The following is a 25,938-nucleotide window of genomic DNA, read 5'->3' as shown; positions in this document are numbered from 1 at the left end:
GTCACTTTCCTCCCTCTGTCAAACTAAAGAAAACTTCTTCTAGTGAAGAAAGATTTTTCATCACTTCTTGTAAAGTGCCTTTTATAAGAACTTTTCCTTTATTTATGATAACTACGTCATCTGTTACTGCTTCCACTTCCGATAATATATGAGATGATAGCAAGACTGTCTTTCCTTCTTGAGCTTGTTTTTTTATAAACTCTCTAAACCACCGAATTCCTCTTGGATCCAACCCATTAGTCGGTTCATCCAATATCAGATATTGAGGATTTCCTAATAGAGCTGTTGCAATTCCCAAGCGTTGTCCTTCTCCTAATGATAATTTCCCAATTTTAGATTTTTTCTTATGGCTAATATCCACCATATCCAAGACTTGCTCAATTCGCTGACTGGATATCCCATTACTAGCAGCAACAATTTTCAAATGTTGATAAACAGTCCGATCATCAGGAGCACCTACACTGTCAAATGAAGCTCCTACAGTCTTTAGAGGAAATTTTAATTCCTTATAAGTTTGATCTCCAATTTTGGTAAGACCAGATGTTGCTTTGTCTAATCCTAATAAAATACGTAAGGTTGAACTTTTTCCAGCTCCATTTGGACCCAGAAAAGCAGTCACTCTACCTGCTTTTGCTTCAAAAGAAATATCTTTTAAAATTTGAATTTGTCCATATGACTTACATAAATTTTTAAGGGCAATACTTTGTTCCATGATGTTCTCCCTATTCTATTTAATATTTCTAAAAGTAACTATATCTTACACATTCATTTTCGGATTTTTTTCAGAATTTAGAGAGTAAAAAAGATTTAATACTCAATGAAAATCAAAGAGCAAACTAGGAAGCTAGCCGCAGGTTGTTCAAAGCACTGCTTTGAGGTTGCAGATAAAGCTGACGTGGTTTGAAAAGATTTTCGAAGAGTATAAAATTTTGTTTCATTTAATTATCTAGATTTGTGTAAACTTAAAAGCCCGATGTTTCCATCAGGCTTCTTTTTTATCCATGTACACGTTTCATATAGTCTTGGTAACTTTCGGTATCCATGAGTTTTTTAGCATTCTTGACGCGGTCTGCTGTTGGCGGTTTAACCCCTTCGAGTGAATAAGGAATTCCCAATTCACGCCATTTGAACTCACCCATGGTGTGATAAGGTAGAATTTCAAACTTATCAACATTTTTGAGGGTCTTGACGAACTTACCAAGTTCAATCAAGTCATCATCTCTATCTGTCAATCCTGGAACTAGCACGTGGCGAATCCAGACAGGTTTTCCAATATCTGATAGATACTGGGCACAAGACAAGATATTTTTATTGGTTTGGCTAGTGACAATCTTATGCTGTTCTTCGTTGATTTCCTTGATATCCAAGAGGACCAAGTCAGTGACAGCCATGAGTTTGTCAAACTTCTCAAGGTAACGTGGTTTATTACGGAAAGGAAGGGCACAGGTGTCCAAGGTACAGTGGATTCCTTGTTCCTTGGCCTTGGTAAAGAGGGCAATCAGGAAATCAATCTGCAAGAGGGCTTCTCCTCCACTGACTGTAATACCGCCCTTATTTCCCCAGAAACCACGGTAGCGCAAGGCCTCTGTCAAGACATCATCTACCGTCCGTTCACGTGACTTATTGGACTCCATAGCCCAAGTGTCTGGGTTGTGGCAATACTGGCAACGCATGTGACAGCCCTGCAAAAAGACAATAAAGCGAATACCAGGGCCATCTACCGCCCCAAAACTTTCTGTCGAATGCACCATTCCTGTCACTTGTCCATAATCAATTGTTTCTTCAGACATATCGTTACCTTCCTTGAAAACGTTTTATAGTTTTATTATATCACGACTTGAAGGAAAAACAAGATTTTTGCCTATTTTTTAGAAAGCAATCTGTTTTTCAATTTCATTTTCAATGAATTATCATTTTATTCTTCAAAATCAAAGCCATACAAGGTTGCAAAGTAGTCCTCAGGGCGCTCTTCACGGCGGATTTGGCGGGCTTTACCTTCTTCGGTATAGAGGATTTCCGCAGAACGAAGTTTGGCGTTGTACTGGTAGCCCATTGAAAAACCGTGAGCACCTGTATCATGAATTACCAGCAAATCACCGATTTCTGTATGAGGCAGTTCGCGATTCACTGCAAATTTATCATTGTTTTCACAGAGTGAACCAACCACATCTACCACTTCAGCTGGTCCATCTGGATGGGTCACGTTAGTAATATGATGGTAAGCTCCGTACATAGCTGGACGCATGAGGTTGACTGCTGATGCATCCACACCTAGATAGGTACGGTAGGTTTTCTTCTTATGGGTAACTCTTGTGACCAAAGCACCGTGAGGTGCCAACATAAAGCGACCCAACTCAGTAAAAATCTTAACCTGCCCAAGACCTGCTGGCGTAAGGACCTCTTCATACACCTTACGAACTCCCTCACCAATCAAGGCAATATCATTTGACTCCTGGTCTGGACGATAGTTGACACCAATACCGCCAGAAAGATTGATAAAGTCTAGCGAAATGCCCAACTTTTCCTTGATTTCAACAGCCAATTCAAAAAGCTGACGAGCCAACTCTGGATAATAGAGATGGGTCACGGTATTGGACGCTAGGAAGGAGTGAATCCCAAAAGTCTTAGCTCCTTTTTCCTTCAAGATAGCAAAAGCTTCAAAGAGCTGGTCTTTGGTCATGCCAAACTTGGCTTCTCCAGGATTGTCCATAATATCTGTTCCTAGCTCAAAAACACCTCCAGGATTGTAACGACATGAGATGATTTCTGGAATGCCTGCTGCTCGCTCCAGATGTTCAATATCTTCATAGGCATCCAAGTTAATGGTCGCACCTAATTCATGGGCATAGGCATATTCCTTATCTGGCGTGTTGTTTGAAGAGAACATGATCTCAGAACCAGGGAAATTCAGTTTATGACTCATCAAAAGTTCTACATAACTAGAGCAGTCCACACCGCAACCTTCCTCTTGGAGAATTTTTAAAATAGCTGGTGTTGGAGTAGCCTTAACTGCAAAATATTCCTTAAATCCCTTGTTCCACGAAAAGGCTTGGTTGACGGCTCTTGCCTTCTCACGAATTCCCTTCTCATCATACAAGTGAAAGGGAGTTGGGAACTCAGCAGCAATCTTTTCTAAGTCTTCTTTATTGATAAATGGTGTTTTCATAAGCTTCCTTCTATTCTATTTGCAAAGAAAGGCTGGGACAATCGTTCCAACCTTTAGTTCTATCTCTTATTTATCTTCGTCAAAGATATTGCCAACCTCAACATCGATGGCTTGGTTCTTGACATCAATATTGGTTACCTTCAAGAGTGACTTGTAGTCAAACTGCTTTTCACGTTCTTCTTGAGCATTGTCCGCAAAGACCGCTACACCTGCCAATTCTGAATCAAACTCACGCAAGAGACTGATCATCCCATTGACCGTTCCACCACCTTTCAAGAAGTCATCCACAATCAAGACACGGCTGCCTGCCTTAAGACTACGTTTTGAAAGGAACATTTTCTCAATGCGGTCACCACTTGAACCTGATACATAGTTGACGCTGACAGTTGAACCTTCGGTAATTTTCAGGTCACGGCGCACAATAACAAAAGGAACATTGAGGACATTGGCAACTGCATTTGCAAGTGGAACACCCTTAGTCGCTACGGTCATAACCGCATCAATTTTTTGGTCCATAAAGCTCTTGGCAATAATGCGACCAATATTTTTCAAGATAGCTGGTGTGCTAAGCAAATCAGACAGGTAGATATAACCACCTGGCAAGATACGGTCACTTTCTGACAACTTGGCACGCAAGTCTTCAACCATTTCCTTAGCATCCTGACTCGAAATAGACGGTGTAAAGATCACACCTCCGCCAGCCCCAGTTACAGTCTGAATGTGACCAATTTCGATTTCCTCAAAGGCGCGTTTGATAATCACGATATCTTCTGAGATGGATGATTTAGCAGATTCATACTTTTCAGCAAAAGTATTGAGACTAGTTAGTTTATAAGGATTATTAATCAAATAGTTGGAAATGACAACCATCCGATCACTTCTTCTTAATTTCATTTCTATTTCCTATTCCATTTTTATTCAAAAAATCAAAAAGCAAACTAGAAAGCTGGTCGCTGGCGATTCAAAACACTGTTTTGAGATTGTCGATAGAACTGACAAGGTCTGTAATATAACTACATATATACATACGACAAGGCGATGCTACCCTAGTTTGAAGAGATTTTCGAAGAGTATTAATTTTTATCTTTTACTTATTATACCATATTCACATAAAAAAACGAACATTCTTGTCCTAAAAAATGCTCATTTTTCTTAAATTATTAATCTAAATCTGGTTTATAGAAGGAACGATTGTCCATAGCGAAGATTTTATTGGTCATCTCTCCTTTCTCCACCAAAGCAAGAGCTGTTGACATCATCATCATGCTAGCATCCAGATTGTCAATCATATGGATAATCTCTGCTTCCATAATGCGTGGACGGACTGGACTTCCATACTCAAGTAAGCCGTGGTGACTAAGGATGACGTGACGAAGCAGAACGACTTCTTCCTTGGTATCATCGATGCCGAGTTCCATCACTGTCTTGGTAATTTCGCTATCAATCAGAGCGATATGTCCAAGAAGATTACCTCGCACTGTGTACTCGGTCTGATCTGGTCCCGTCAACTCGATGACCTTAGCCAAGTCATGCAACATAATCCCAGCATAGAGCAGACTCTTATTGAGCTGAGGATAGACCTCGCTAATAGCATCAGCCAAACGCACCATGGTCGCCGTATGATAAGCCAAGCCTGTTTCAAAGGCATGGTGGTTGGTCTTAGCAGCTGGATAAGAGTAGAATTCCTTGTCGTACTTGGTGTAGAGATTTCGGACAATTCGCTGCCAAACAGGATTTTCAATTTTAAAAATCATTTGCGACATGTAATCACGGATTTCCTTAACATCAACTGGTGACTTGACCTTGAAATCAGCTGGGTCATTGGGTTCACCAGGTTGAGGCAGGCGGAGAGTAATTTGGTTAACCTGAGGGGTGTTGTTATAAACTTCTCGGCGCCCTTTCATGTGGACAACCTTACCTGCGGTAAAGGCCTCAATGTTATGAGGTTGGGCATCCCAGAGCTTCCCATCAATCTCGCCACTATCATCTTGGAAGGTAAAGGCTAGGTAGTTTTTCCCAGCTCGAGTTTGCCTCAGGTCAGCTGATTTGATTAGGTAAAATCCTTCAAACAGCTCATCTTTTTTCATGTGACTAATCTTCATATTCTTCCTCATTTTCTTGGAAATGGAGTAGATCAAGCGTAGGCTCACCTTCTGATAACTCAATGTGACGGAGCGTCCGCTCGATAGCTGTGGTGCGACGATTTAATAATTCATCAATATTGCCAGTGGCATGTTGGAGATGTTTTTGTGCCTTAACCAAAATTCCTCCGAACTTGCCAAACTCAGTCTTGACGCTGGCAAGCGTTTTGCTAATATGGTCAGCACTCTTTTGGATATTGAGAGTTTTGAAACCAACTGATAGGGAATTGAGGAGAGCTGACAGGGTACTTGGACCTGCGACAATAATCTGCTCCTCCCGTCTCAAATCATCAAAGAAGACAGGATTGCGGACAATTTCTGAGTAGAGACCTTCTGTCGGAACAAATAAAACTCCAAAATTGGTCGTCCGAGGCGGTGCTATGTACTTGTTCCTAATATCCTTAGCAAAACGCTTGACACTTGCTAGGAGTGACTTACGACAGCGTTCGATTTCGTCCTTGTCACCTGCTTCATAGGCTTCTTCTAAGCGGTAATAATCTGCCAGTGGAAACTTGGAGTCAATTGGTAGGTAGACGTATTCCTGGTCTCTTTGTCCGGGCAACTTGATGGCATACTCCACTCGTTCACTGGAGTTTTCAACCGTTGCAAATTCTCGTTCATACTGGGCAGGGGTCATGATATCCTCGATGATTTGCCCCAGTTGCAATTCTCCCAGAATCCCTCGCGTTTTGGTTCCTGAGAGAACCTTGTTGAGAGCTCCGACATCGCGGGCAACAGTCTGCATTTCTCCAAGGCCACGATTGACCGACTCCAGTTGTTTGGAAACTGTCTCAAAGGAAGCCTGCAAGCGCGTCTGCAAGGTCTTTTCCAACTTTTCCTCGACCGTTTGGCGCATTTGCTCCAAACGTTGCTCATTGGATTCCTGCAGGGCTTGGAGACGTTGGTCGGTCTTGTCTCTGGTTTGGAGGAGATTCTCAGTCATTTCTTGACGAACTTGCGTCAGACCTTGGTGCAACTCGATTCGCACTTCCTGCAAACGGTCACTGACAGCCACTTCCAAATCTTTTTGATCTAGCTGGCTGGCTTGCCTGGCTTGTTCAAAACGATAATCCAACTGGTCTGACAAGTGATCTGCCTGATCCTCCAAGCTCTTACTGAGATGTTTTTCCTGCTTATCCTGTCTTTGCCAAATCAGAAAGAGGCCAGCTAGGTTGGCAATCAATAATAGAACAAGTAAACTTTCCATTCTACCTCCTGTCCTTACTATGTAGCACGACCACATAGCCATCTGGGCAAGTCACCGACACTTCCCTATCTATATATTCGTTAGAAGCGTACACTTTTTTAAAGAAAAAATTTTCCTCTGTCAACTCATACTTGGCTCCGAGAATGGTCAGCTGACTATCCCGAACTGGCATAAAAGCTAGATAGTCATAGTCTAAACGAGGTTCTAGCTGACTGGTTCCTTCTGGACAATAGGCAATCAAATTTTGCCCATCCTCAATCGCTATCTGGCGCATATAGGGTGCTAATTTGGGATTACTAGGTAAAAAGACATTGGCCAGCATGTGGTCAATACGACCACCAAGAGCACCGAAAATAGTGACTTGAGCATGAGGATTTTGTTTAAAGATGGTTAAGAGAGCCAATTCCAAATCTGTATCATCTTTTTCTGGTCGGGCTTGGACAAAATGCTGGGCACGTTTTTGAATCACCTGTCGCTCTTCTGCAGTTACAGAATCAAAATCTCCAACTGCTAGAGCAAGAGGAAGGTTTTCCTCCAAGACCCAGAGCGAGCCCCGATCCACACCAACAAAGCAATCGAAGTCTGTCTGGTAGTGACCGCGGTCTCCACCAGCAAAAACGGCAACCCTAGTCCAGTTGTTTTCTGAGAGTTTGTACTCGCTCATTGACATCTCCCTTAAAGACATAGGAACCTGCTACAAAAACGGTCGCACCAGCTTCTTTGGCTTGGGCAATAGTTTGGGCATCAATCCCGCCATCCACTTCGATTTCAAAGTTCAAGCCTTTTTCATCACGAAGGGCAACCAACTCTCGGACCTTATCCATGGTTTCTGGCAGAAAGGCTTGTCCACCGAAGCCAGGGTTAACTGTCATAACTAAAACTTGGTCAACTAGGTGAAGCACGTGCTTAATAGCTTCAACAGGCGTACCAGGATTGATGACAACTGAAGGCTTGACACCGAGTGAACGAATTTTTTGGAGGGCACCATGAATATGAGGCGTTGCTTCCACATGGATGCTGATGATATCCGCACCTGCACGCGCAAAGTCCTCTAAATGATGCTCTGGATTAGCTACCATCAAGTGGCAGTCAAAGACCATCTTACTATGAGGTCGAAGAGCTTCGACCACACCTGCACCAAAACTGATTTGTGGTACAAAGTGACCATCCATGATATCGATATGGGCATATTCTGCACCAGTTGCTTCTAGGCGTTTGATTTCACGTTCAAAGTTGGCATAATCTGCTGCCAGAATTGACGGAGCAATCTTGTATTGAGACATAGGTTTCTCCTTATTTTGGAATTTTTTTGCTGACTTTTTTATAGGTTTCTCTGCGATTTTCAATCTCACTGAGGAATTGCAGGTAGTTGTCAAAACGGAAGGTGGCAATAATTCCTTCTTCTACTGCTGGCTTGACAGCACAGGACGGTTCATGGGTATGGGTACAAGTACGGAATTTACAATCTCGGCTAACACTAGCAATCTCTGGAAAGGCCTGATTGAGGTCTTCAGCCGTTGATACTTCATAATCCAGTGATGAAAAGCCTGGTGTGTCTGCGATTTTACCCCCATTGAGGTTGTAAAAACTAACAGCTCGAGTGGTGTGACGCCCACGACCCAGACTGTCTGAAATTTCTCCTGTTTCAAGATTGAGGTCTGGTGCGATTTTATTGAGAAGAGTTGATTTCCCAACACCTGTCTGCCCCATAAAGACTGTAACCTTGCCTGTTAACAAGGGCAAAAGTTCTTCTTTACTGGTCACAAAGTTGTAGCCGATATCACCATAAGTCTGTTTATAAAAATCCAGTTCTCCTCTATCTTCCAACAAATCCATTTTAGAAGTATAAACGATGGGATGGATGTCCTTGTGCTCCAAAAGAACCAAGAAGCGATCCAGCAAATTGCTGTTGAAATCAGGTTCTTTGACAGACATGATCACCACAGCTTGGTCAATATTGACAATGGGCGGACGGACCAGACTGTTTTTCCGTTCGTGAATCTTGAGAATATAGCCTTCTGAATTTTCCTCCGCAGAAAAGTCAACCAAATCCCCAACGTAAGGGGTATGGCCTTTTTTACGGAAATTTCCACGCGCTCGTGTCTGATAAACCTGGCCCTCACTCTCTACATAGTAGAACCCAGCCAAGGCTTTAATGATTTGTCCCTGCATCTTAGAGTCCTTGCCCTTTAAGTGCATCTGCTAGGCTGGCAAACTCTTCCAAGCTGAGAGCTTCCCCACGCACACTTGGTGACAAGCCTGCTTGGTCCAAAGCCTTGGTCAGCTTGTCCTTGACTTCCTCAGTCTTGCCAAAGTAACCTGTCAAGTTATTCCACAAGGTCTTGCGGCGATGAGTGAAACTAGCCTTGGAAACCTTAAAGAAGAAGTTCTCGTCTTCCACTGCTACGGCTGGTTCTGGACGACGCACCATTTTCAAAATAGCAGAGTCCACATTTGGCGCTGGCACAAAGACCGTACGAGGCACGATGAAGGCAACCTTGGCAGTCATGTAATACTGCACAGCGATTGACAAACTACCATAAGCCTTGGTATTGGGTTGAGCGGAAATGCGGTCAGCTACCTCTTTTTGCATCATAACCACAAATTCACTAAAAGGAATGCCGCTCTCAATCAAGTGCATGAGAATAGGCGTCGTGATGTAGTAAGGCAAGTTGGCTACTACCTTGATTGGCAGGTCAGGATTTTTAAAATTCTGGATATGTTGCGCCAAATCGACCTTGAGAATATCCTCGTTGACTACGGTCACATTGTCAAAATCACGCAGAGTATCTGCCAAAATTGGCACCAAACGGTGGTCGATCTCAAAGGCCATAACTTCTGCTGCACGCTCAGCCAAAAATTCCGTCAAGGCACCAATCCCTGGGCCAATTTCAATGACATTAACCTGGTCATCAATCTCAGCTGTATCCACGATTTTTTGTAGGATATTGGTATCCGTCAAGAAATTTTGCCCAAAGGACTTTTTAAAGGTAAAACCGTGACGCTCCAGCACTGCCTTGGTCACGCTATAATCTGCAATTCTCATCTATTCTCTTTTCTATTATCTGTTACTACTATTGTAACACATTCCCCTTGTATTTTGGGGGTGAAAATCATACCAAAAAACTATCTTTCCTCATGAAGAAAGATAGTCTTGGAAATGGACTTATCGGTTCTCTCGAAACATCCGTTCGAAAAAATCAGCTTCTTGATAACTTCGATTTTCGGGTAGGGTCAAATCTACATCCTCCTCCACATCATCCACTGTCAGTTCAACCGTTTGAGGTAAATTTTTCAAACGATAATGCTTTTGCCTTTGACCTTCAATACTAGCAAAATCAAGCAAATAGCCATTCACTCGGATTTGAACTAAAAGAAGATGATTGGTCATATTTTCCATGATGAGGATATCTTCTAAACCACCTCTGGCACTAGGATAATCAGATACCCTGCGAATACGGATTTTTTCACACATGAGCAAGCTCCCTCATATCAATGATTTCATCGGCCTTATTCCAGACTAGGGGATTATGGGTCGCAATGATGATAATTCGATTTTCATCTTTCAAGCCCACCAAGAGATTCATAACCTCCTCTGAATTTTCAGGATCAAGAGCTGCTGTTGGTTCATCTGCCAAAATCAAGGGTGGATTTTTCAAAATAGTCTTCGCAAGGGCAACTCGTTGAGCCTCTCCCCCAGATAAAGTATAAATTTTTTGTTCTAGATCCAAATACCCTAGATTAACCTTTTCTAAAGCCTCCACTTGCCTTTCCAAACGTTCTACTTTTGAAATCTTTTGACCAACAAAGCCCAAATCCAAATTCTCTTTGATTGATTGGTTTTCTAAAAGGCCAAAATTTTGAAAGAGATAGCCCATCTGGTCTCGAAAATACTCACGAGTGGAAATGGTTTTTAAATCTTTCCCCTGATAGAGAACCCTTCCTCCATCTATCTTTTCTAGCTTTCCTAAGATATTCAGCAGAGTCGTCTTTCCGCTTCCACTCTTTCCGATTAAGGCATAGACCTTGCCCTTCTCCAGCTTGAGATTTAAACCAGAGAAAATCGCGCGGTCATTAAACTTCTTTTCCAATCCTTGAATATCAATCATCTTATTTTCCTTTCAATACTGCCATGCTACCAGCTTCTTCCTTTTTATCCTGCCTTACTAAAATCAACAGAGCGTTAAGCGTAAACAAAGCTACAACTAGAGCGCTAATCAAGCTATCTCCTGTCAAAACACTAGATAGGATTAGCCCAAGTAAGAGAACTCCTCCTTGCGCCAGTAAATACTTGCCATGAAGCTCATAGATTGTCATACCAGAAAGACGTTTAATCATGATCTCCCGTCTGAACTGCTCAAAATAGAGAAGATTCATGGAATCAAATAACAAGATAGCCGTAGACAGGGTCAAAATCGTCCCAATAAGGAGAGAGTAGAACTCCATCCGTTTGTCATTTAGTACCTTGGCAAAAAACAGCTGGCTTTTTACCAAATAAGAGACCTTGTGATACAGACCTTGCCCTTTTAGAGCTGTGATACTATCTCCATATCGATCTAGTTTCAAGGCACTATTAGCCGTAGTTCCCCATAACATCCCTGCAACAGGTCTTGTTCCAGTCGCTTGCGGCGTTAAAACTACAATAATCGGATCTTTTAGGTACTGGCGTGTCGTCTTGTACCCATCGTTATAGAGGAAGCGTTCCTGTCCTGTTTCTGTAAAAGCTAGCCTTAGCTGTGGGAGGTAGTGTTTCTGACTCGTCACTTCTACACTTTCAGATGAAAAGTTTTGCAGGTAATCTGTAAACAATCCTTGATAGTAGGCAGACTGCTCTCGCAAGCTCTCAGGCAAGATCAGCCCAAACTCTCCCTCAGACAAGTTTTGCATCTTGTACATAAACTCTGAAGAAATGGTAATCTTTTCTTCTATCAGATAGCGCGGTGAGACATAGATAACATTCCCTGAAGGTGTGTAGTCATTGAAACGATTGCCATCTAGGTCCACTTCTGCTCCATCTGAAAAATTGTCAACATTGCTCATGATATAAAAAGAGTCTGTATTGGCTAACCGTTCTTCAGTAAATGTCTGCCACTCACGATTATCCTTACGCATTCCTTCTTCATCGGCAAATGCACTAGACCAACCAAAGGATAGACGGTAACGGTCTGAGGACTGGCTCCATTTATCACTTGCCTTCTCCATCTCCTGCATTTCACGGTAGTGGGGTAGGAGAGCAGTCGCACTCGATCCGACCACCAGTACGGCTAAGAGTTGCCCCACCATCATCAATGTCAGCATCCGTTTGAGAGGGAGTTTTCCTTTCAAGAGATCTACCAGACTATTTTCCTGTAAACCAAGTAGATACACGACACTTAGTAAGGTAGAAATCCCTGCCAAGGTCAATCCATAAAGTAGAAGAGCAATGATGACCAGTTGCACCGTTGCCATAAATAAGGCACCTTGATACCAGAGAATCCCCAATCCCAAAAGACTGGATACTAGCACCGAGAAGATAAGCTGTCTCACATCTTCTAACACTGGTCTGAGAACCACCCCAAACAAGCTCTCACCAGCGATTAAACGAATCCCTGCCTGACGAAGGGACTTGATCCGATAAATCAGGGTCAGACTCATAAAGGTCAGCAGAAAAATGGCTAGACTCAGTAGCCCCATTGGGGTAGCAGCCAAGAGGACGACCATCGAAAATGCCTCTGTTCTATTCGAGACAACACCATTATAACCAAGTTCTTGCAGGGCGGTCTGTAAGCTCACTCCATCCAAACTCCCTGACACAATCAAGTAAGATCCTAATAAATCACTCGTTTCTGCACTCTCCTTGGAGGAAATGGTCAAACCTTCTGGAAGTTCTCCCTGGCCATAAGTGGCATAGGTAAAGCGTGTTTCTCCAGCTTCATTTGGTTCAACAATCCGTCGGGCGATGAGACTATTTTGCTCTACCGCCAAGTGACTCAAAGCCTCTGTCACCTCTTCGCGACTAGCTACTGGCTGGTCTAGCCCAGTACCCATTACGTCAACAGAGGGATAGTTTCCAAATAAAATCTCTTCTCGATGATCAACGGAATTTATCACCATATAAAGCGATACCAATACCATTGAAATCAAAATAAATAAGCGTTTCATCATTTCCTCCAAAAAGTTACTTGGTCACTTAGTGAGAAGATGACCACAATCACTGCGATGTTAAGAAGTTTATTAAGTTCTTTCTACTAGCAACATCTTCAAATATATTATATCCGTTTTTTCAAGAACTATCAAGGACGTCAACGCCCTTAAAATCTAACTATTTCATATTATTTTTGCCTTATATCTAAAAAATAGTTCTAAAGACGAACTTTAGAACTATTTTGATGCAAGAACAAAGACATTTTTGTCATTGTTTCACTATATTTATAAATATTCTTACCCTATTATAAAACGAAGGACACATAAAAAGGTGCCTATTTGATGTACTCTGATTGCAAAATACCACAAAGTAAATTTAACATAATCTCCAATCATTCGTATAAACAATTGTGTGAAACTAATCCGAGAAAAATCAATCACTAGTTGTCAGAGACTTTTTTAGGATTATTGTTTATTACTCGCAAATGGTAAACACGGATTATTCCTACTACTATGAGAACAACTAAATAAGACTGAGTACAGAATTATTTCTTTAAATTATTCGTTTCTTTCTTTATAAAACGGATATGTAACTATTATACCCAAAGTACTAATTATAATTTTAAAGATTGCACCTAAAATATTTAAAGTTGATAAATCAAGTATTCCGTGTATTAGGTATAGTAAACAGAAAAAGAATGGAAGGTATTTTTTTAATTTTTCATAAACTATAGTGCTATCAAGGTCAAAGCTTTAGCTACTGTCCAAGCCATCCAATCTGGCATACCTGCACGCTTACAGGCCTGGTAGATTCCATCTTCAATCCAACCAGTAAAGTGTTCTAGTGTACTCAATATAGAATTCAATCCTATATATTGATTTATCCATCTTTTAACATTCGAAGGGAGTTTACTATAACCTTTTCGAATAGCTGTAACTGAAAAAGACCACTTTCCTCTGTCCATTTTAGCAGCTTGGATATCCTCTTGCGAAACAGTATCTTTATCAAATTCTAATATACGTCCGTTATCTACGTAGATATGTTTTCCTTCACTATTAGTTGCCGTAGAACGTTTTGAAACTTGAGTTGCTTTATCCGAAACTGAATATGTAGAAGCAAAAACAGTTGCAGATGGGAGAGCAACAGTACTTAATGTTAAAAAGCAACTTAAAACAACTACTGTTTTTGTTATAATTTTGTTTTTCATTTTGTTTCCTCCTCTTATTTTGTCGCAAGATTATTGAGTTACTTGCTCCTCTTTCCATTATCAACGTTGATACTATTATATTACCAAATGATATTCTAAAATTATTTGTTTTTCTCTAAATTGTCAAAATAGCACCCTGAAATGAACTTTTATAGTCATTATACTCCATCTTTATCACACTATCAATGACATCAATGTCCTTAAAATACAACCATTTCGTGTCATTTTTAGCTTATATATAAAAAAATAGTCCTAAAGACGAACTTTAGAACTGTTTCCATGCTAAAACAAGGACATTCTTGTCACTACTTCACTATGTTTATAAATATTTTTTTACATCCTCTTGCCATTCCTCTGTCAATTTCTTTACTAGAAATTCATCTCCAATTAGCTGCGCAAATGTTTTAGAAGACTGATAAAATGATTCAGCTAAACTAAAATCTCTTTCTTCTCTTAATGCTTGCTTCCACAAAAACATAAATACAAGAGGTTTCTTTTGATAATCTTGAGTTTTATCCATAATTTCTTGTAAACACGATAGATAATCATTAAAGCAATCAGTTACTCCTACCTTTTCAAGACAACACATTCCTGAAATAAGAGTATCTCTAATTATAAAGAAGTTTTCTAATTGAGTTACCTTCTTCTGTTCTAAAAGAAAGAACATTAGCTTTTCGATTTGATTCACAAATTTGGCAAGATCTTTTCTAATGAGTATTTGATAAAAAAACAAACGAATCAACAACATATCATTTATTGAATAAGCTTCTTTTTCTATAATCTGAGGCATATGTTCCTCAAGTATTAACTCTGCATATTCAGGCCTTCTAGTTCTAGAAGTATCCAAACACGCCTGCAATACTTCACATGCTAATTGTTCCTCTTTAGGAAGATTATCAAAGTATGTTTTATAAATCTCTTCCAAACACGCTTCTTTCTTATCGTACTCCTCTTCTTTACCATAGATTGGTTCACGTAAAATCTGGTATTTCAATTCTAAATAAGCAGGAGGAAGAGCTGAAAAATCCGGCATAAGGCTATAAACTGGAACTCCTAACCGGCGAGCAATATAGTCTAACTTGGGCAAACTCGGTTGCGAAGCTCCACTTTCAATTCGCGACAGTTGACGAACTGTCAGTTCTTGCTCATCTCCACAAAAATCTGGACGACTAATTCCTTTTTCTATCCGAATCTCTTTAATTTTTTGACCAATTAACATCAGACGCCTCCTCTTCTACCTGTTTCGAAAAATACTGTGAAACTTAAAAAATTGTAACGGCTACATCTTTCCTACTCATAAGATTTCATAGATTCTTCCACTTCTGCCAAGGTGACCCCAAACAACTCTAGGCGTTTGAGGAGTTGCTTGCCGTTGGAATAGCCGATTCGGAGAGCCTCTCCCAGATATTCTCGGCGCTTACGGCTGTCTGCCCCTGCTAGAAAACCAAGGCGAATCAAGTCGCTACGACTGATGTCAAACTGACTCTCATGTTCAAATTGTTCTGTCACCTGAGCCAGCGCTATTTTCAAATCTTCATAGCTGGCATGCTCAATTCCCAGAGAACGTCCCTTGGTTTTGGACTTAGGAACAGCTTCATCTCGTTTGAGGAAGGCATGCTGAACTGTCGGAATAGCCGTCATAATCATGCGCCGAATCCGCTCCCCATTAAAATCTGGGTCTGTAAAGACAATGACTCCATGACGTTGGTGCAGGCGTTGAATCCGCTCTAGATCCTGATCATTGATGGCAGAACCTCGGGTCTCATAGGTTTCTACATCGAAGTAACGTTTGAGATTGGCCGTATCATCGCGACCTTCAACCACGATGACTTGAGAAATTTTTTCTTTCATTACTTGCTGTCCAATCCAAAAATACGCTCTGCATTTGCAGTCGTTGCTGCCGCTAGCTCTTCTGTCGTCATACCACGCAAGTCAGCGATAAAGTCCACTACATAGCGAGTGTAGGCTGTTTTATTTTCACGACCACGCTTGGGTACAGGTGCTAAGTAAGGCGCATCTGTTTCCACCAACATCTTGTCCACAGGTAACTTTTTAGCCGCTTCTTGGATATCAGTTGCCTTCTTGAAAGTCACCACTCCTGAGAAGGAAATGGTCATGCCAAGCGCGACAAACTTCTCTGCCCATTCAAGAGTTCCTGAGAAAGAATGCATAATGCCACCCCGAGGACCAACTCCCTCGCTCTTGATAATCTCATAAGTATCTTCCAGCGCATCACGGGTATGGACAACAAAAGGTAAATTCAAGTCCTTAGATAGCTGGATCTGACGACGAAAAACCTGCTCCTGCACCTCTTTCGGCGCTGTCATCCAATGGTAGTCCAAGCCAATCTCCCCCAAGGCAACCACCTTGGGATGCTTGAGCTTATCAAGCAAGTAGGTTTCAATCTCCTCCGTGTAAGTCCCTGCTTCTGTAGGATGCCAACCGATAGTCGCATAGAGTTGGTCGTACTCATCTACCAACTCCAAGGCACGCTCAATCGTCGGTTTATCAAAACCAACAATATTCATCTGTGTCACACCCATCTCAGCAGCCAAGGCAATTTCTTCTGCCTCACGACCTGCAAATTCTTCTACATTTAAGTGTGTATGTGTATCAAAAATCATCTCTTCTAACCTCGTTTTCTATCTTCTATTATAGCAAAAAAACTGACCTCTCTCCTCATCTGTAAAAAATATTCTAAAATCCATCGTCGTCTCTTGACGCTATTTTTCCAAAGCAGTATAATAGCACTTATTGAAATTTTCAGAAAAGGAAAATACCATGTTTACAAAATTAAAACAGACCTTTATAGGCCGTCCTCTTAAGTCCTTAACAGAAGGCGAGGGAGGTCTGCTAGGAAAAATGCAGGCCTTAGCCATGTTATCAAGCGACGCTCTATCTTCCATTGCCTATGGGCCTGAGCAAGTAGTCCTCGTCTTGGCTAGTCTCTCTCCTCTTGCTATATGGTGGAGCCTTCCTATCGGACTTTTTGTCCTCCTACTTCTGGCCAGCCTGACCGTTTCCTACCGTCAAATCATCCATGCCTATCCTCAAGGAGGAGGGGCCTATATGGTTACTCGAGAAAATCTATCGCCCGAGCTAGGGCTGATTGCTGGAGGCAGTCTGCTGGTTGACTACATGCTGACTGTGGCGGTATCGGTGTCATCTGGAGCTGACGCTATCACAGCAGCCCTCCCTGCCCTCCACCCTTACAACCTCCATATCTCCATTTTTCTAGTTTGCTTGCTCATGCTCTTGAACTTACGGGGGTTGAAAGAATCTGCCAGTTCACTGATGATTCCTGTCTATCTCTTTATCATCAGTACTGTCTTTCTCTTGCTCTATGGAATTTTTCAACTAGTGACAGGTTCTCTCAGCTATCAGGCAACTTCTCCTATCGGACATGCTGTACCGAGTCTGTCTATCGTTCTCATTCTAAGAGCCTTTACCAGTGGTTCTGCCTCTCTGACAGGAGTTGAAGCTATTTCAAACGCCGTTCCCTTTTTCAAGGCTCCGAAAGAAAAGAATGCTGCTCAGACCTTGACCATTATGTCACTGATTTTAGGTTTCCTTTTTGCTGGTATCACCTTCCTAAACTACTGGATGGGGATTATGCCTCAACACGGAGAAACTATTCTTTCACAGATGGCTCGAGGCATCCTTGGCAATTCCTTCTTAGGTCACCTTGGCTATTATATCTTCCAATTCTCCACAGCCTTGATTTTAGCCGTAGCTGCAAATACTGGCTTTTCAGCCTTTCCTATGCTGGCTTATAATATGGCTAAAAACAAATACATGCCCCATCTCTTTATGGAAAAAGGAGACCGCCTAGGCTACTCTAATGGAATTTTAACTCTGGCTTTTGGTGCTATGATTCTTCTTCTCATTTTTAATGGCAATACCGAACGTTTGATTCCCCTTTATACTATCGGGGTCTTCGTTCCCTTTGCCCTTTCTCAGACTGGGATGATTCGCCATTGGAAAAAAGAAAAAGGGGCAAATTTCTTAAAACCTGCCCTTGCCAATATCCTTGGGGCAATCATCTGCTACGCTATAGTGCTAATCCTGCTCTTTTTCCGTCTCAGTGATATCTGGCCTTTCTTCCCGATTATTCTCGTACTCACCCTACTCTTCTTGGCGATTCACAGTCATTACCAAAAAGTAGCCCAACAACTGCGTCTCTATGAAGGCATCGAAAAACGTACCTACGATGGAAATCTAGTTCTCGTCCTAGTAGGGAATGTCACCCGCGTCAGCGTTGGAGCCATTAACTATGCCCAAAGTATCGGAGATGAAGTCCTAGCCATGCACATTTCTACTAAGGAAACAGCAGAGAAAGACCAAGAAATTCTCCAAGAATTTGCCGATTACTTCCCAACTATTACTCTGAAGAACATCAAGACCAGCTACCGCGACATCATCACGCCTACTGTCAAGTATGTCAAACAAATTTCCGAGGAAGCTCAGAAAAAGAACTATACAGTCACTGTCCTCGTCCCCCAGTTTATCCCTAATAAACCTTGGCAAAATATTCTACACAATCAAATGAGCCTCAAACTCAAATATGCCCTCCGTTGGCACCAAGATGTCGTTGTCGCTAGCTACTCTTACCACTTAAAAGAATAAAGAAAAGGCCCTACCAGAACCAAGAAGTTCTGGTAAGGCCTTTTTCTGAAACCAGTCACTATGCTTATACTCAATGAAAATCAAAGAGCAAACTAAGAAGCTAGCCGCAGGCTGCTCAAAGCACTGCTTTGAGGTTGGGTTGTAGATGAAACTGACGAAGTCAGCTCAAAACACTGTTTTGAGGTTGCAGATAGAACTGACGAAGTCAGTAACATACCTACCGTAAGGCAACGCTGACGTGGTTTGAAGAGATTTTCGAAGAGTATTAACTGAAAAGCATGACTAGGAATATCATTGAATATGGTTAGCTAAATCTTCCTGAGCTTTTTTATTTGACTCAGCTTTTTCTTTCAGCCATTTTTCATAGAGTTCTTGGTACTGTTTAGCAGTTACTGCCTCTTTTTGCAATTCAACATATTTGTAGTTATCAGCATTTCCTTTATTCCCAACGAATGAGAATGGGCCTGTAAACGGTACAGTCTTACGGAAGATTGGGTTGGCTCCACCACTTTGAACTGGTAGGAAGAGGGCACTATCTGTCAACCAAGCTTGGGCTTCAGCATATTTTTCATAGCGAGCTTGAGTATCTGTGATTTCCGCATCTGCCTGATCCAAGAGTTTCTTATAGTCAGCAAGACCAATCTTGTCCTTGACTTCCTTGTCTTTTCCTTCAGACAAGCCCATGTTTTTCAACTGAGAACCTGTCTCTGGATCAAGGATGGCTAGGTAAGTCTTCGGATCTGAGTAATCTCCACCCCATCCTGAGATGTCGATATCGTAGTCTTTTTGTTCTGCTGTATCTGCAAAGAATGTAGCTTGATCCTTCTCGTCTGGAGAAAGTTGGATAACATCAATGACTACATTCTCCTTACCAAGAGTTTCTTCCACTGTTTGTTTGAAAGATCCAGCCTGTTGCACATCTAATTTAGCAGTCTGGTCAACTGGCATATCCAAATGAATTGGGAAGGTTACTCCTTGAGCTTGCAGACTTTCTTTGGCCTTCGCAAACTTCTCTTTGGCCTTTTCAGGATTCAAGAAGGCTTGCTTACCATCGTTTAGGTTGATATTTGCCCAATCTTTACCATAGTTGACAATTTTCTCATTGACAATGTCACCAAAGTTCTTATCGCCAACTTGGACAAAGTTACTTGGTGTAACTGTGTTACGCAAGATACGGTCTGCTCCATCTTCACCATTTGTCTGTGCTGCATAAGCATGACGGTCAAAGGCAAAGTTGATAGCCTGACGGAAATCTTTATTCTGCATAGCTGCGCGTGAATCTGTCTTTTCCTTATCAGACTGTTTCATAGTTTGCTTGTAGCTTTGACGATTCACGTTGAAAAGATAATAGAAAGTAACTGAGTTTTGTGGTGTGTAGGTAATCTTGTCCTCATTGCCCTTCTTGAGTTCAGCAAAGACTGAACTTGTTGGGAAGATACGACCATCAGTATAGTTACCATCCAAGAAACCTCTAGCAATGCTGTCTTGGTCAGAACCGTCAAAGAAAGAGAGTTTCACTTTCTCGATTTTAACATTATCCTTATCCCAGTAATTAGGGTTTTTATCAAACTCAATCAAAGATTTTGATGAGAAAGATTTAAACAAATACGGACCATTTGACAAGATACTTGATGGTGTTACGCTTCCAAAGTCATCTCCCTTAGACTTCAAGAAGGCTTCATTTACAGGATTAAGGATACTTGCTGTTGTTTTAGAGTTCCAATAAGTCTCAGGTTGGTTGAGGGTGTATTGGAGTGTGTAATCATCCACTGCCTTAACACCAACAGTTCCAAAATCAGATGATTGTCCTTCAACATAGACTGCTAGACCCTTGATAGAGTCTTGTACCAAGTACAAATTTTCAGCCTTTTTATCAGCCGCATACTTGAGTCCTGTCACAAAGTCATGAGCCGTTACATCCGCATACTCTTCTCCTTCAGAAGTGTACCATTTAGCTCCCTGACGGATCTTATAAGTGTAAGTCAAGCCATCTTTTGACACTGTCCATGACTCAGCCATAGATGGGATGAGATTGCCATACTGGTCATTTTCCAACAAACCATCAATCAAATTGGTTGTGATACTAGATGTAGAGTCTCGTGTAGAGGTAATGTAATCCAAGGTATCAGGGTTGCTGACAAAGATATAAGAGTATGTCTTGTCTGCATTGCTTGATTGGGATGACCCGCATGCCGCTAGAGCTAGACCTGCTGTCAAAGCCATAGCTCCAAAAAGCATAACTTTTGATTTCTTCATGATTATTCTCCATTTTTTACAGTATGTGAAATATTATACACCATTTGAGCAAAAATATAAAGCCTTTTTGAACTTTTTTACAAAAATAAAAATCAGTAGACTCGAGTTCCTACTGATTTTTGTTATGGTTCGTTTGGATTATGCAGCCAAAACTTTGCGTCCTTTACGACGACGAGCTGCCAATACGCGACGACCGTTTTTAGTTGACATACGGTTACGGAATCCGTGTTTGCGCGCACGACGAAGTTTACTTGGTTGATAAGTACGTTTCACGATGAATACCTCCTCATAGATTTTGTATTCGTTTAGCCGGCTATAAAGTGATCAGTTACTAAACATACTTTACTATTCTATCTGATTCTTTCACTTTTGTCAATAGCTCAAGGCAAATGTTTCCAGCTTTTTCAAATGTAAGCCCTATCTACGATACTGTTTCAAGAATCGAGTCATCTTTTCTTGGATTTGGGCCAGTTCATCGACACGAGGAAGGTAAACAATACGGAAGTGGTCTGGTTCCTGCCAGTTGAAGCCTCGACCATGAACCAAGAGAACCTTTTCCTGCTTCAAGAAATTAAGGACAAACTGCTCATCATCATCGATACGGTACATATTGCGGTCGATTTTAGGGAAGATATAGAGTCCAGCCTTGGGTTTAACCGCAGACAAACCTGGGATATCTTGAATAGCATTGTAGATGAAGTTTCTTTGCTCGTAGATTCGTCCACCAGGAAGGAGCAATTCATCAACTGATTGGTGGCCACCCAAGGAAGTTTGTACGACTTGTTGGGCCAAAACGTTAGAGCAAAGGCGCATATTGGATAGCATATTGAGCCCTTCGATATAGCCTTTAACATGAGTCTTAGGTCCAGACAAGACCATCCAACCCACACGGAAACCAGCGATACGATGGGATTTTGACAGACCATTCATGCTGACACAGAAGACATCTGGTGCCAAGCTCGCCACAGGCGTATGCACATGTCCATCCATTACCATGCGGTCATAGATTTCATCCGCAAAGATAATCAAATCGTTTTGACGGGCAATCTCAATAATCTCCAACAAGAGTTCCTTAGGATAAAGGGCTCCAGTTGGGTTGTTTGGATTGATAAGGACGATTGCCTTGGTATTGGAAGTGATTTTTGACTTGATATCGTCAATATCTGGGTACCATTCTGCAGCTTCATCACAGATATAGTGAACAGCATTTCCTCCAGCTAGGCTGACAGCTGCTGTCCAGAGAGGATAGTCTGGCATAGGCACCAAGACTTCATCCCCGTTGTCCAAAAGCCCCTGCATGGACATGACAATCAGCTCACTGACACCATTTCCAAGGTAAATATCATCAATATCTACGTTTGGGAATTTTTTCAATTGGCAATACTGCATGATGGCCTTACGGGCTGAGAAAATCCCTTTGGAGTCAGAATAACCTTCACTATCACGCGCATTCATAATCAAGTCATGAATGACCTCGTCTGGCGCTGTAAAGCCAAATTCTGCTGGATTTCCTGTATTCAGACGTAAAATCTTTTCTCCGTTTGCTCGCATCCGCATGGCTTCTTCCAAAACAGGACCACGGATATCATAAGCAACATGCTCTAACTTACTAGACTTGTTATATTCTTTCATCTTGTTTCCTCAATTCATCAGGATAGTAACATTATACCACTAGAAAGAAAATGCGACAAGTTTACTGAAATGTGTTACTAAAATCCTACAGAAGAAAAGCCTCGCTAAAAGCGAGGTCAAACAGGGAAGATAGCAGGTATTTTGCGAAAGTCACATCACATACCAAAAGATAAACCTAGAAAAAGCAAGCCTAAAAAGGAGTCATAGAGAAGATTGAACATGAGGAAAAGTCCCCATATCATCAAGTAATCCCAACGCCCACTTCGTTTAGCGACTAGGAATAATACCAAATGGTAGAGTAGATGAAAGACTAAAAAAACAACAAAACCTGGATAGAGAAGCGGTACCAGACTCTCTAATTGCCAGAGCATGATAACTTCTAGCAAGATTGAAACTAGGATGGTTCCATAATAAAGGAAATTTAAATTTTTTGTTTCTTGAAAAGAGTGCTTCATCATTCTCCCTCCCTTCACTTCTTCCCTGCTATCCTTTCTTTTATTTTATCATATATTTATATAGATTTTAAGTGCTAACATTCTTTTAAAAAATACTTTTTTTGCTTTACTTCTATAGTGAAAAGGTTTACAATTATAGTAAGAAAATTTCAGGAGGTTTCATTATGGCACAACGTTACCAAAATATTATGGTCGCAATCGATGGTTCTAAAGAAGCGGACTTGGCTTTTGTCAAGGGAGTTCATTCTGCTCTACGAAACGACGCTAAACTCACCATCGCACATGTCATTGACACACGCGCTCTCCAAAGCGTATCCACCTTTGATGCTGAAGTTTACGAAGAACTCCAAGTCGACGCTGAAAGTCTGATGAAAGAGTACGAAAAACGTGCTAAAGATGCTGGTGTGGCAGATGTTCATATCGTCATTGAAATGGGAAATCCAAAAACCCTACTGGCACGTACTATTCCCGATGCTGAAGAAGTGGACCTCATCCTCGTTGGCGCAACTGGTCTCAACGCCTTTGAACGCCTCTTGGTTGGCTCTTCATCTGAATACATTCTCCGCCATGCTAAGGTCGATTTGCTGGTTGTGAGAGAACAAGAAAAAACCTTATAATCACAAAGAAAAGGAGCTCAGCGCTCCTTTTTATTTACTTTTTGTTTACTGTTTATTTCTCTCTTTATGGCGTTCATAAGCCTTGAGCTGACGCTGCAGTTCCTTTTTAATAGCAGGTTCTGGAGCATATTTTTCTTCCCAATCATCTGGTTTTAAGATTTTATGGGTCACTGGATCAAAATGAGCCTTGCCATCTGGAAAAATTTTCCCCATATTGGCCTGATGGACAATATCAAAAATACGTTCTGGATCCACCCCCATCAAGACAAAACTACCGTAGGTGAAGTAAAGCGTATCAATCAAGGCATCCACCTGACCTATCAAATCTTGCTGGGCAGGTGTCTTCTTGGCTACTTTATCTGCTGCCTTATCAAGAGCTTGATGAAGTTGCGATACAGCTTGACCAAAGTCCTCTTCAGAAGGACTGGCAGCTCTAACAAACTCCACCAATTCTTCTATTTTAAAGCCAGCCCTGTGAGTTGCACCTTCTAAATCCCAAGCTCGAGGTTCTTCTTGGGTCCGTTCATCCATCATGTGGTGGAAGGTTTTGACCTTATTGAAATGATAATCACGGCTGACAAAGACTTTTTCTGAAGACAAAACACCAAAATGTTCCAAGGCCTTATGGATTCCGTCTTGCTGATTGCTGGTTGTAATGTGCTTTGCAACTTCCTTGACACTGCTACTACCATTTCCCATAGCGACAGACATACCGACACCCGCCAGCATTTCAAGGTCGTTATCTGAGTCACCAAAGGCCATCACTTGATTAAGGTCAAAGCCATATTCTTTCCCGACTCGACGAATGCCTTCTAATTTAGAATTTCCTTGATTGATGACATCTGCTGCAAAAGGATTGCTACGTGTTAATTTCAAGTCTTCAAAATCAGCCGCCGCCTTCTCAGATTCTTCTGGCGTCATCAGCATCAAAACTTGATAGATAGGCTGATTCATCAGGTGAAGCAGGTCTTCTTCCTTTTGGGGAACCACCTTGCTGATCATGCGATTAAAGGAATGACTCACCGTCCGAGTTAAAACAGAGGGAACGAAGCGACTGATTCGTTGGGAAAAAGAACCCAGACCAAAGGACATGATTTTAGAACCCAACATGGCATCCTTGGTCCCTAGGGCAATCTCCTTGCCCTCTTTTTTAGCATAGCTAATTAGATGGCGCAAATGTAACTTGGAAATAGGGCTCGTGAACAAGACTCTTTCTTTATTAAAGATATACTGGCCATTATAGGTTACCGCAAAATCCAAATCCAAATCGTCCATCAATTCCTTAACAAAAAAAGGTCCTCGACCTGTCGCTACGCCGACAAGTACCCCTTGTTCTTTGACAATCTTAATCGCGTCCTTAGTGGATTTCAAAACACTCTTGCGATCGTTAACCAAGGTTCCATCGATATCAAAAAAAACAGCTTTGACTTCCATCCTATCCCAATCTCCCCTTTTGTGATACAATGATTATACCACATTTCAGAAAGAGTGAGTAAATCATGCCTAAGAAAATCCTTGTTTTACATACTGGTGGGACTATTTCCATGCAAGCCGATGCTTCTGGCGCTGTTGTGACGAGTTCAGATAATCCCATGAACCATGTGTCCAACCCACTTGAAGGAATCCAAGTCCACTCCCTAGACTTTTTTAACCTACCAAGCCCCCATATCAAACCCAAGCATATGCTGGCTCTCTACCAGAAAATTAAAGAGGAAGCAGATAACTACGATGGGGTGGTGATCACACACGGGACCGATACTTTAGAGGAAACAGCCTATTTCCTTGACACCATGGAAGTTCCCCATATGCCTATCGTTCTAACAGGAGCCATGCGCAGCTCCAATGAACTCGGTAGTGACGGTGTTTATAATTATCTGAGTGCTTTGCGGGTAGCTAGCGATGACAAGGCTGCTGACAAAGGGGTTTTGGTTGTTATGAACGATGAAATCCATGCTGCCAAGTATGTTACCAAAACGCATACGACCAACGTCGGCACCTTCCAGACCCCAACACATGGGCCACTTGGTCTGATTACGAAGCGGGAAATCCTCTACTTCAAAACAGCTGAACCTCGTGTTCGCTTTGACCTTAATCACATACAAGGCTTAGTCCCTATCATCTCTGCTTATGCTGGTATGACAGATGAGCTGATTGATATGCTGGATTTGGAACAATTGGACGGTTTGATTATCCAAGCCTTCGGAGCTGGTAATATTCCCAAAGAAACGGCTCAAAAATTAGAAAGCCTTCTACAAAAAGGAATCCCAGTCGCCCTGGTTTCACGATGCTTTAACGGTATCGCTGAGCCTGTTTATGCCTACCAAGGTGGGGGCGTGCAGTTGCAAAAGGCCGGTGTTTTCTTTGTCAAAGAACTCAACGCCCAAAAAGCCCGTTTGAAACTCCTCATTGCCCTCAATGCCGGACTAACAGGACAGGCTTTGAAAGACTATATGGAAGGCTAAGTCTCTTCTCCAGAAAGCAAAATCAGGAAATCTTCACGATTCCCT

General features: G+C 41.7%; 25 protein-coding genes. 3 read left to right on the top strand and 22 right to left on the bottom strand.

Going from position 1 to position 25,938, the window contains the following annotated elements:
• Position 1: 1 nt before the first annotated feature.
• The 17 genes from SK608_RS01900 to SK608_RS01820 all read right to left on the bottom strand — a co-directional run bounded on the left by SK608_RS01900 (position 2) and on the right by SK608_RS01820 (position 16,469).
• Entirely contained in the window at positions 2-712 is a 711-nt protein-coding gene (locus SK608_RS01900; RefSeq protein WP_033676130.1) for an ABC transporter ATP-binding protein, read from the bottom strand.
• A 283-nt stretch (positions 713-995) separates the two neighbouring features.
• Positions 996-1,790: a pyruvate formate-lyase-activating protein gene (gene pflA / locus SK608_RS01895; protein WP_033676128.1), complete on the bottom strand. Its 795-nt coding sequence runs from the start codon at positions 1,788-1,790 to the stop codon at positions 996-998.
• 125 nt (positions 1,791-1,915) lie between these two features.
• Entirely contained in the window at positions 1,916-3,166 is a 1,251-nt protein-coding gene (locus SK608_RS01890) for a diaminopimelate decarboxylase (protein WP_033676127.1), read from the bottom strand.
• A gap of 66 nt (positions 3,167-3,232) precedes the next feature.
• Positions 3,233-4,060 (bottom strand): pur operon repressor, encoded by an 828-nt coding sequence (gene purR / locus SK608_RS01885; protein ID WP_023943469.1) that lies wholly within the window; start codon positions 4,058-4,060, stop codon positions 3,233-3,235.
• 266 nt (positions 4,061-4,326) lie between these two features.
• On the bottom strand, positions 4,327-5,268 hold the full coding sequence (locus SK608_RS01880) for a 3'-5' exoribonuclease YhaM family protein (protein WP_033676125.1): 942 nt from the start codon (positions 5,266-5,268) through the stop codon (positions 4,327-4,329).
• Entirely contained in the window at positions 5,258-6,514 is a 1,257-nt protein-coding gene (locus SK608_RS01875) for a DNA recombination protein RmuC (RefSeq protein ID WP_033676122.1), read from the bottom strand. Before SK608_RS01875 ends, SK608_RS01880 begins: the two co-directional genes overlap by 11 nt.
• A gap of 1 nt (position 6,515) precedes the next feature.
• Positions 6,516-7,178: a thiamine diphosphokinase gene (locus SK608_RS01870; RefSeq protein WP_033676120.1), complete on the bottom strand. Its 663-nt coding sequence runs from the start codon at positions 7,176-7,178 to the stop codon at positions 6,516-6,518.
• Positions 7,141-7,797, bottom strand: a complete 657-nt coding sequence (rpe, locus tag SK608_RS01865; protein WP_023943474.1) for a ribulose-phosphate 3-epimerase — start codon at positions 7,795-7,797, stop codon at positions 7,141-7,143. Before rpe ends, SK608_RS01870 begins: the two co-directional genes overlap by 38 nt.
• Positions 7,798-7,807: 10 nt before the next feature.
• On the bottom strand, positions 7,808-8,686 hold the full coding sequence (rsgA, locus tag SK608_RS01860; protein ID WP_033676117.1) for a ribosome small subunit-dependent GTPase A: 879 nt from the start codon (positions 8,684-8,686) through the stop codon (positions 7,808-7,810).
• A gap of 1 nt (position 8,687) precedes the next feature.
• Positions 8,688-9,560: a 16S rRNA (adenine(1518)-N(6)/adenine(1519)-N(6))-dimethyltransferase RsmA gene (rsmA, locus tag SK608_RS01855; protein ID WP_001216839.1), complete on the bottom strand. Its 873-nt coding sequence runs from the start codon at positions 9,558-9,560 to the stop codon at positions 8,688-8,690.
• 120 nt (positions 9,561-9,680) lie between these two features.
• Entirely contained in the window at positions 9,681-9,989 is a 309-nt protein-coding gene (locus SK608_RS01850) for a hypothetical protein (protein WP_000333264.1), read from the bottom strand.
• On the bottom strand, positions 9,982-10,623 hold the full coding sequence (locus SK608_RS01845; protein ID WP_033676114.1) for an ABC transporter ATP-binding protein: 642 nt from the start codon (positions 10,621-10,623) through the stop codon (positions 9,982-9,984). Before SK608_RS01845 ends, SK608_RS01850 begins: the two co-directional genes overlap by 8 nt.
• A gap of 1 nt (position 10,624) precedes the next feature.
• Complete coding sequence (locus tag SK608_RS01840; RefSeq protein WP_033676112.1) at positions 10,625-12,655, bottom strand: bacteriocin-associated integral membrane family protein; 2,031 nt, start codon at positions 12,653-12,655, stop codon at positions 10,625-10,627.
• A 710-nt stretch (positions 12,656-13,365) separates the two neighbouring features.
• Positions 13,366-13,845 carry a hypothetical protein gene (locus SK608_RS01835; RefSeq protein WP_033676109.1) on the bottom strand — a complete coding sequence of 160 codons (480 nt, stop codon included), beginning with the start codon at positions 13,843-13,845 and terminating at the stop codon, positions 13,366-13,368.
• Between the two features lie 319 nt (positions 13,846-14,164).
• Positions 14,165-15,064 carry a helix-turn-helix transcriptional regulator gene (locus SK608_RS01830; RefSeq protein WP_033676106.1) on the bottom strand — a complete coding sequence of 300 codons (900 nt, stop codon included), beginning with the start codon at positions 15,062-15,064 and terminating at the stop codon, positions 14,165-14,167.
• A 71-nt stretch (positions 15,065-15,135) separates the two neighbouring features.
• A complete protein-coding gene (rnmV, locus tag SK608_RS01825) occupies positions 15,136-15,696 on the bottom strand; it encodes a ribonuclease M5 (protein WP_033676104.1) in 561 nt (186 codons plus the stop codon).
• A complete protein-coding gene (locus SK608_RS01820) occupies positions 15,696-16,469 on the bottom strand; it encodes a TatD family hydrolase (RefSeq protein WP_033676102.1) in 774 nt (257 codons plus the stop codon). Before SK608_RS01820 ends, rnmV begins: the two co-directional genes overlap by 1 nt.
• 157 nt (positions 16,470-16,626) lie before the next feature.
• On the opposite strand from SK608_RS01820, the gene SK608_RS01815 reads away from it, so the two are divergent.
• Positions 16,627-18,471, top strand: coding sequence for an APC family permease (locus SK608_RS01815; protein ID WP_033676100.1), 1,845 nt, complete (start codon positions 16,627-16,629; stop codon positions 18,469-18,471).
• A gap of 291 nt (positions 18,472-18,762) precedes the next feature.
• Here the strand turns inward: SK608_RS01815 and SK608_RS01810 are convergent, their stop codons facing one another.
• The 4 genes from SK608_RS01810 to SK608_RS01795 all read right to left on the bottom strand — a co-directional run bounded on the left by SK608_RS01810 (position 18,763) and on the right by SK608_RS01795 (position 22,817).
• Entirely contained in the window at positions 18,763-20,727 is a 1,965-nt protein-coding gene (locus SK608_RS01810) for a peptide ABC transporter substrate-binding protein (protein WP_033676098.1), read from the bottom strand.
• A 138-nt stretch (positions 20,728-20,865) separates the two neighbouring features.
• Positions 20,866-21,000, bottom strand: a complete 135-nt coding sequence (gene rpmH, locus SK608_RS01805) for a 50S ribosomal protein L34 (RefSeq protein WP_000831905.1) — start codon at positions 20,998-21,000, stop codon at positions 20,866-20,868.
• Between the two features lie 144 nt (positions 21,001-21,144).
• Positions 21,145-22,359, bottom strand: coding sequence for a pyridoxal phosphate-dependent aminotransferase (locus tag SK608_RS01800; RefSeq protein ID WP_000666457.1), 1,215 nt, complete (start codon positions 22,357-22,359; stop codon positions 21,145-21,147).
• Positions 22,360-22,514: 155 nt separating this feature from the next.
• The gene (locus SK608_RS01795) at positions 22,515-22,817 is read right to left on the bottom strand and encodes a hypothetical protein (RefSeq protein ID WP_023943486.1); all 303 of its coding nucleotides are present in this window, start codon (positions 22,815-22,817) and stop codon (positions 22,515-22,517) included.
• 161 nt (positions 22,818-22,978) lie between these two features.
• Here SK608_RS01795 and SK608_RS01790 point away from each other — a divergent pair, with 161 nt between their 5' ends.
• Complete coding sequence (locus SK608_RS01790) at positions 22,979-23,431, top strand: universal stress protein (RefSeq protein WP_000079148.1); 453 nt, start codon at positions 22,979-22,981, stop codon at positions 23,429-23,431.
• A 45-nt stretch (positions 23,432-23,476) separates the two neighbouring features.
• Here the strand turns inward: SK608_RS01790 and SK608_RS01785 are convergent, their stop codons facing one another.
• On the bottom strand, positions 23,477-24,865 hold the full coding sequence (locus SK608_RS01785) for a Cof-type HAD-IIB family hydrolase (protein ID WP_023943488.1): 1,389 nt from the start codon (positions 24,863-24,865) through the stop codon (positions 23,477-23,479).
• Positions 24,866-24,930: 65 nt separating this feature from the next.
• On the opposite strand from SK608_RS01785, the gene SK608_RS01780 reads away from it, so the two are divergent.
• Positions 24,931-25,893 carry an asparaginase gene (locus SK608_RS01780; RefSeq protein ID WP_033676095.1) on the top strand — a complete coding sequence of 321 codons (963 nt, stop codon included), beginning with the start codon at positions 24,931-24,933 and terminating at the stop codon, positions 25,891-25,893.
• Positions 25,894-25,938: the final 45 nt, after the last annotated feature.

This window comes from Streptococcus mitis subsp. hohhotensis (genome assembly GCF_000722775.1).
In the GTDB taxonomy this organism is placed as follows: Bacteria; Bacillota; Bacilli; order Lactobacillales; family Streptococcaceae; genus Streptococcus; species Streptococcus carlssonii.
The sequence above is the reverse complement of the archived record's forward strand: the minus strand, read 5'-3'. Positions and strand labels throughout refer to the sequence as shown.

What these genes read in the sequence shown, in the direction of transcription:
- SK608_RS01880 (WP_033676125.1), bottom strand. Translation starts at nt 5,268, where the DNA reads ATGAAGATTAGTCACATGAAAAAAGATGAGCTGTTTGAAGGATTTTAC.
- SK608_RS01900 (WP_033676130.1), bottom strand. Translation starts at nt 712, where the DNA reads ATGGAACAAAGTATTGCCCTTAAAAATTTATGTAAGTCATATGGACAA.
- SK608_RS01785 (WP_023943488.1), bottom strand. Translation starts at nt 24,865, where the DNA reads ATGGAAGTCAAAGCTGTTTTTTTTGATATCGATGGAACCTTGGTTAAC.
- rnmV (WP_033676104.1), bottom strand. Translation starts at nt 15,696, where the DNA reads ATGAAAGAAAAAATTTCTCAAGTCATCGTGGTTGAAGGTCGCGATGAT.
- SK608_RS01850 (WP_000333264.1), bottom strand. Translation starts at nt 9,989, where the DNA reads ATGTGTGAAAAAATCCGTATTCGCAGGGTATCTGATTATCCTAGTGCC.
- rsgA (WP_033676117.1), bottom strand. Translation starts at nt 8,686, where the DNA reads ATGCAGGGACAAATCATTAAAGCCTTGGCTGGGTTCTACTATGTAGAG.
- rpe (WP_023943474.1), bottom strand. Translation starts at nt 7,797, where the DNA reads ATGTCTCAATACAAGATTGCTCCGTCAATTCTGGCAGCAGATTATGCC.
- pflA (WP_033676128.1), bottom strand. Translation starts at nt 1,790, where the DNA reads ATGTCTGAAGAAACAATTGATTATGGACAAGTGACAGGAATGGTGCAT.
- SK608_RS01890 (WP_033676127.1), bottom strand. Translation starts at nt 3,166, where the DNA reads ATGAAAACACCATTTATCAATAAAGAAGACTTAGAAAAGATTGCTGCT.
- SK608_RS01830 (WP_033676106.1), bottom strand. Translation starts at nt 15,064, where the DNA reads ATGTTAATTGGTCAAAAAATTAAAGAGATTCGGATAGAAAAAGGAATT.
- SK608_RS01810 (WP_033676098.1), bottom strand. Translation starts at nt 20,727, where the DNA reads ATGAAGAAATCAAAAGTTATGCTTTTTGGAGCTATGGCTTTGACAGCA.
- SK608_RS01870 (WP_033676120.1), bottom strand. Translation starts at nt 7,178, where the DNA reads ATGAGCGAGTACAAACTCTCAGAAAACAACTGGACTAGGGTTGCCGTT.
- SK608_RS01780 (WP_033676095.1), top strand. Translation starts at nt 24,931, where the DNA reads ATGCCTAAGAAAATCCTTGTTTTACATACTGGTGGGACTATTTCCATG.
- purR (WP_023943469.1), bottom strand. Translation starts at nt 4,060, where the DNA reads ATGAAATTAAGAAGAAGTGATCGGATGGTTGTCATTTCCAACTATTTG.
- SK608_RS01820 (WP_033676102.1), bottom strand. Translation starts at nt 16,469, where the DNA reads ATGATTTTTGATACACATACACACTTAAATGTAGAAGAATTTGCAGGT.
- SK608_RS01875 (WP_033676122.1), bottom strand. Translation starts at nt 6,514, where the DNA reads ATGGAAAGTTTACTTGTTCTATTATTGATTGCCAACCTAGCTGGCCTC.
- SK608_RS01815 (WP_033676100.1), top strand. Translation starts at nt 16,627, where the DNA reads ATGTTTACAAAATTAAAACAGACCTTTATAGGCCGTCCTCTTAAGTCC.
- SK608_RS01845 (WP_033676114.1), bottom strand. Translation starts at nt 10,623, where the DNA reads ATGATTGATATTCAAGGATTGGAAAAGAAGTTTAATGACCGCGCGATT.
- SK608_RS01840 (WP_033676112.1), bottom strand. Translation starts at nt 12,655, where the DNA reads ATGAAACGCTTATTTATTTTGATTTCAATGGTATTGGTATCGCTTTAT.
- SK608_RS01790 (WP_000079148.1), top strand. Translation starts at nt 22,979, where the DNA reads ATGGCACAACGTTACCAAAATATTATGGTCGCAATCGATGGTTCTAAA.
- SK608_RS01795 (WP_023943486.1), bottom strand. Translation starts at nt 22,817, where the DNA reads ATGATGAAGCACTCTTTTCAAGAAACAAAAAATTTAAATTTCCTTTAT.
- rsmA (WP_001216839.1), bottom strand. Translation starts at nt 9,560, where the DNA reads ATGAGAATTGCAGATTATAGCGTGACCAAGGCAGTGCTGGAGCGTCAC.
- SK608_RS01800 (WP_000666457.1), bottom strand. Translation starts at nt 22,359, where the DNA reads ATGAAAGAATATAACAAGTCTAGTAAGTTAGAGCATGTTGCTTATGAT.
- SK608_RS01835 (WP_033676109.1), bottom strand. Translation starts at nt 13,845, where the DNA reads ATGAAAAACAAAATTATAACAAAAACAGTAGTTGTTTTAAGTTGCTTT.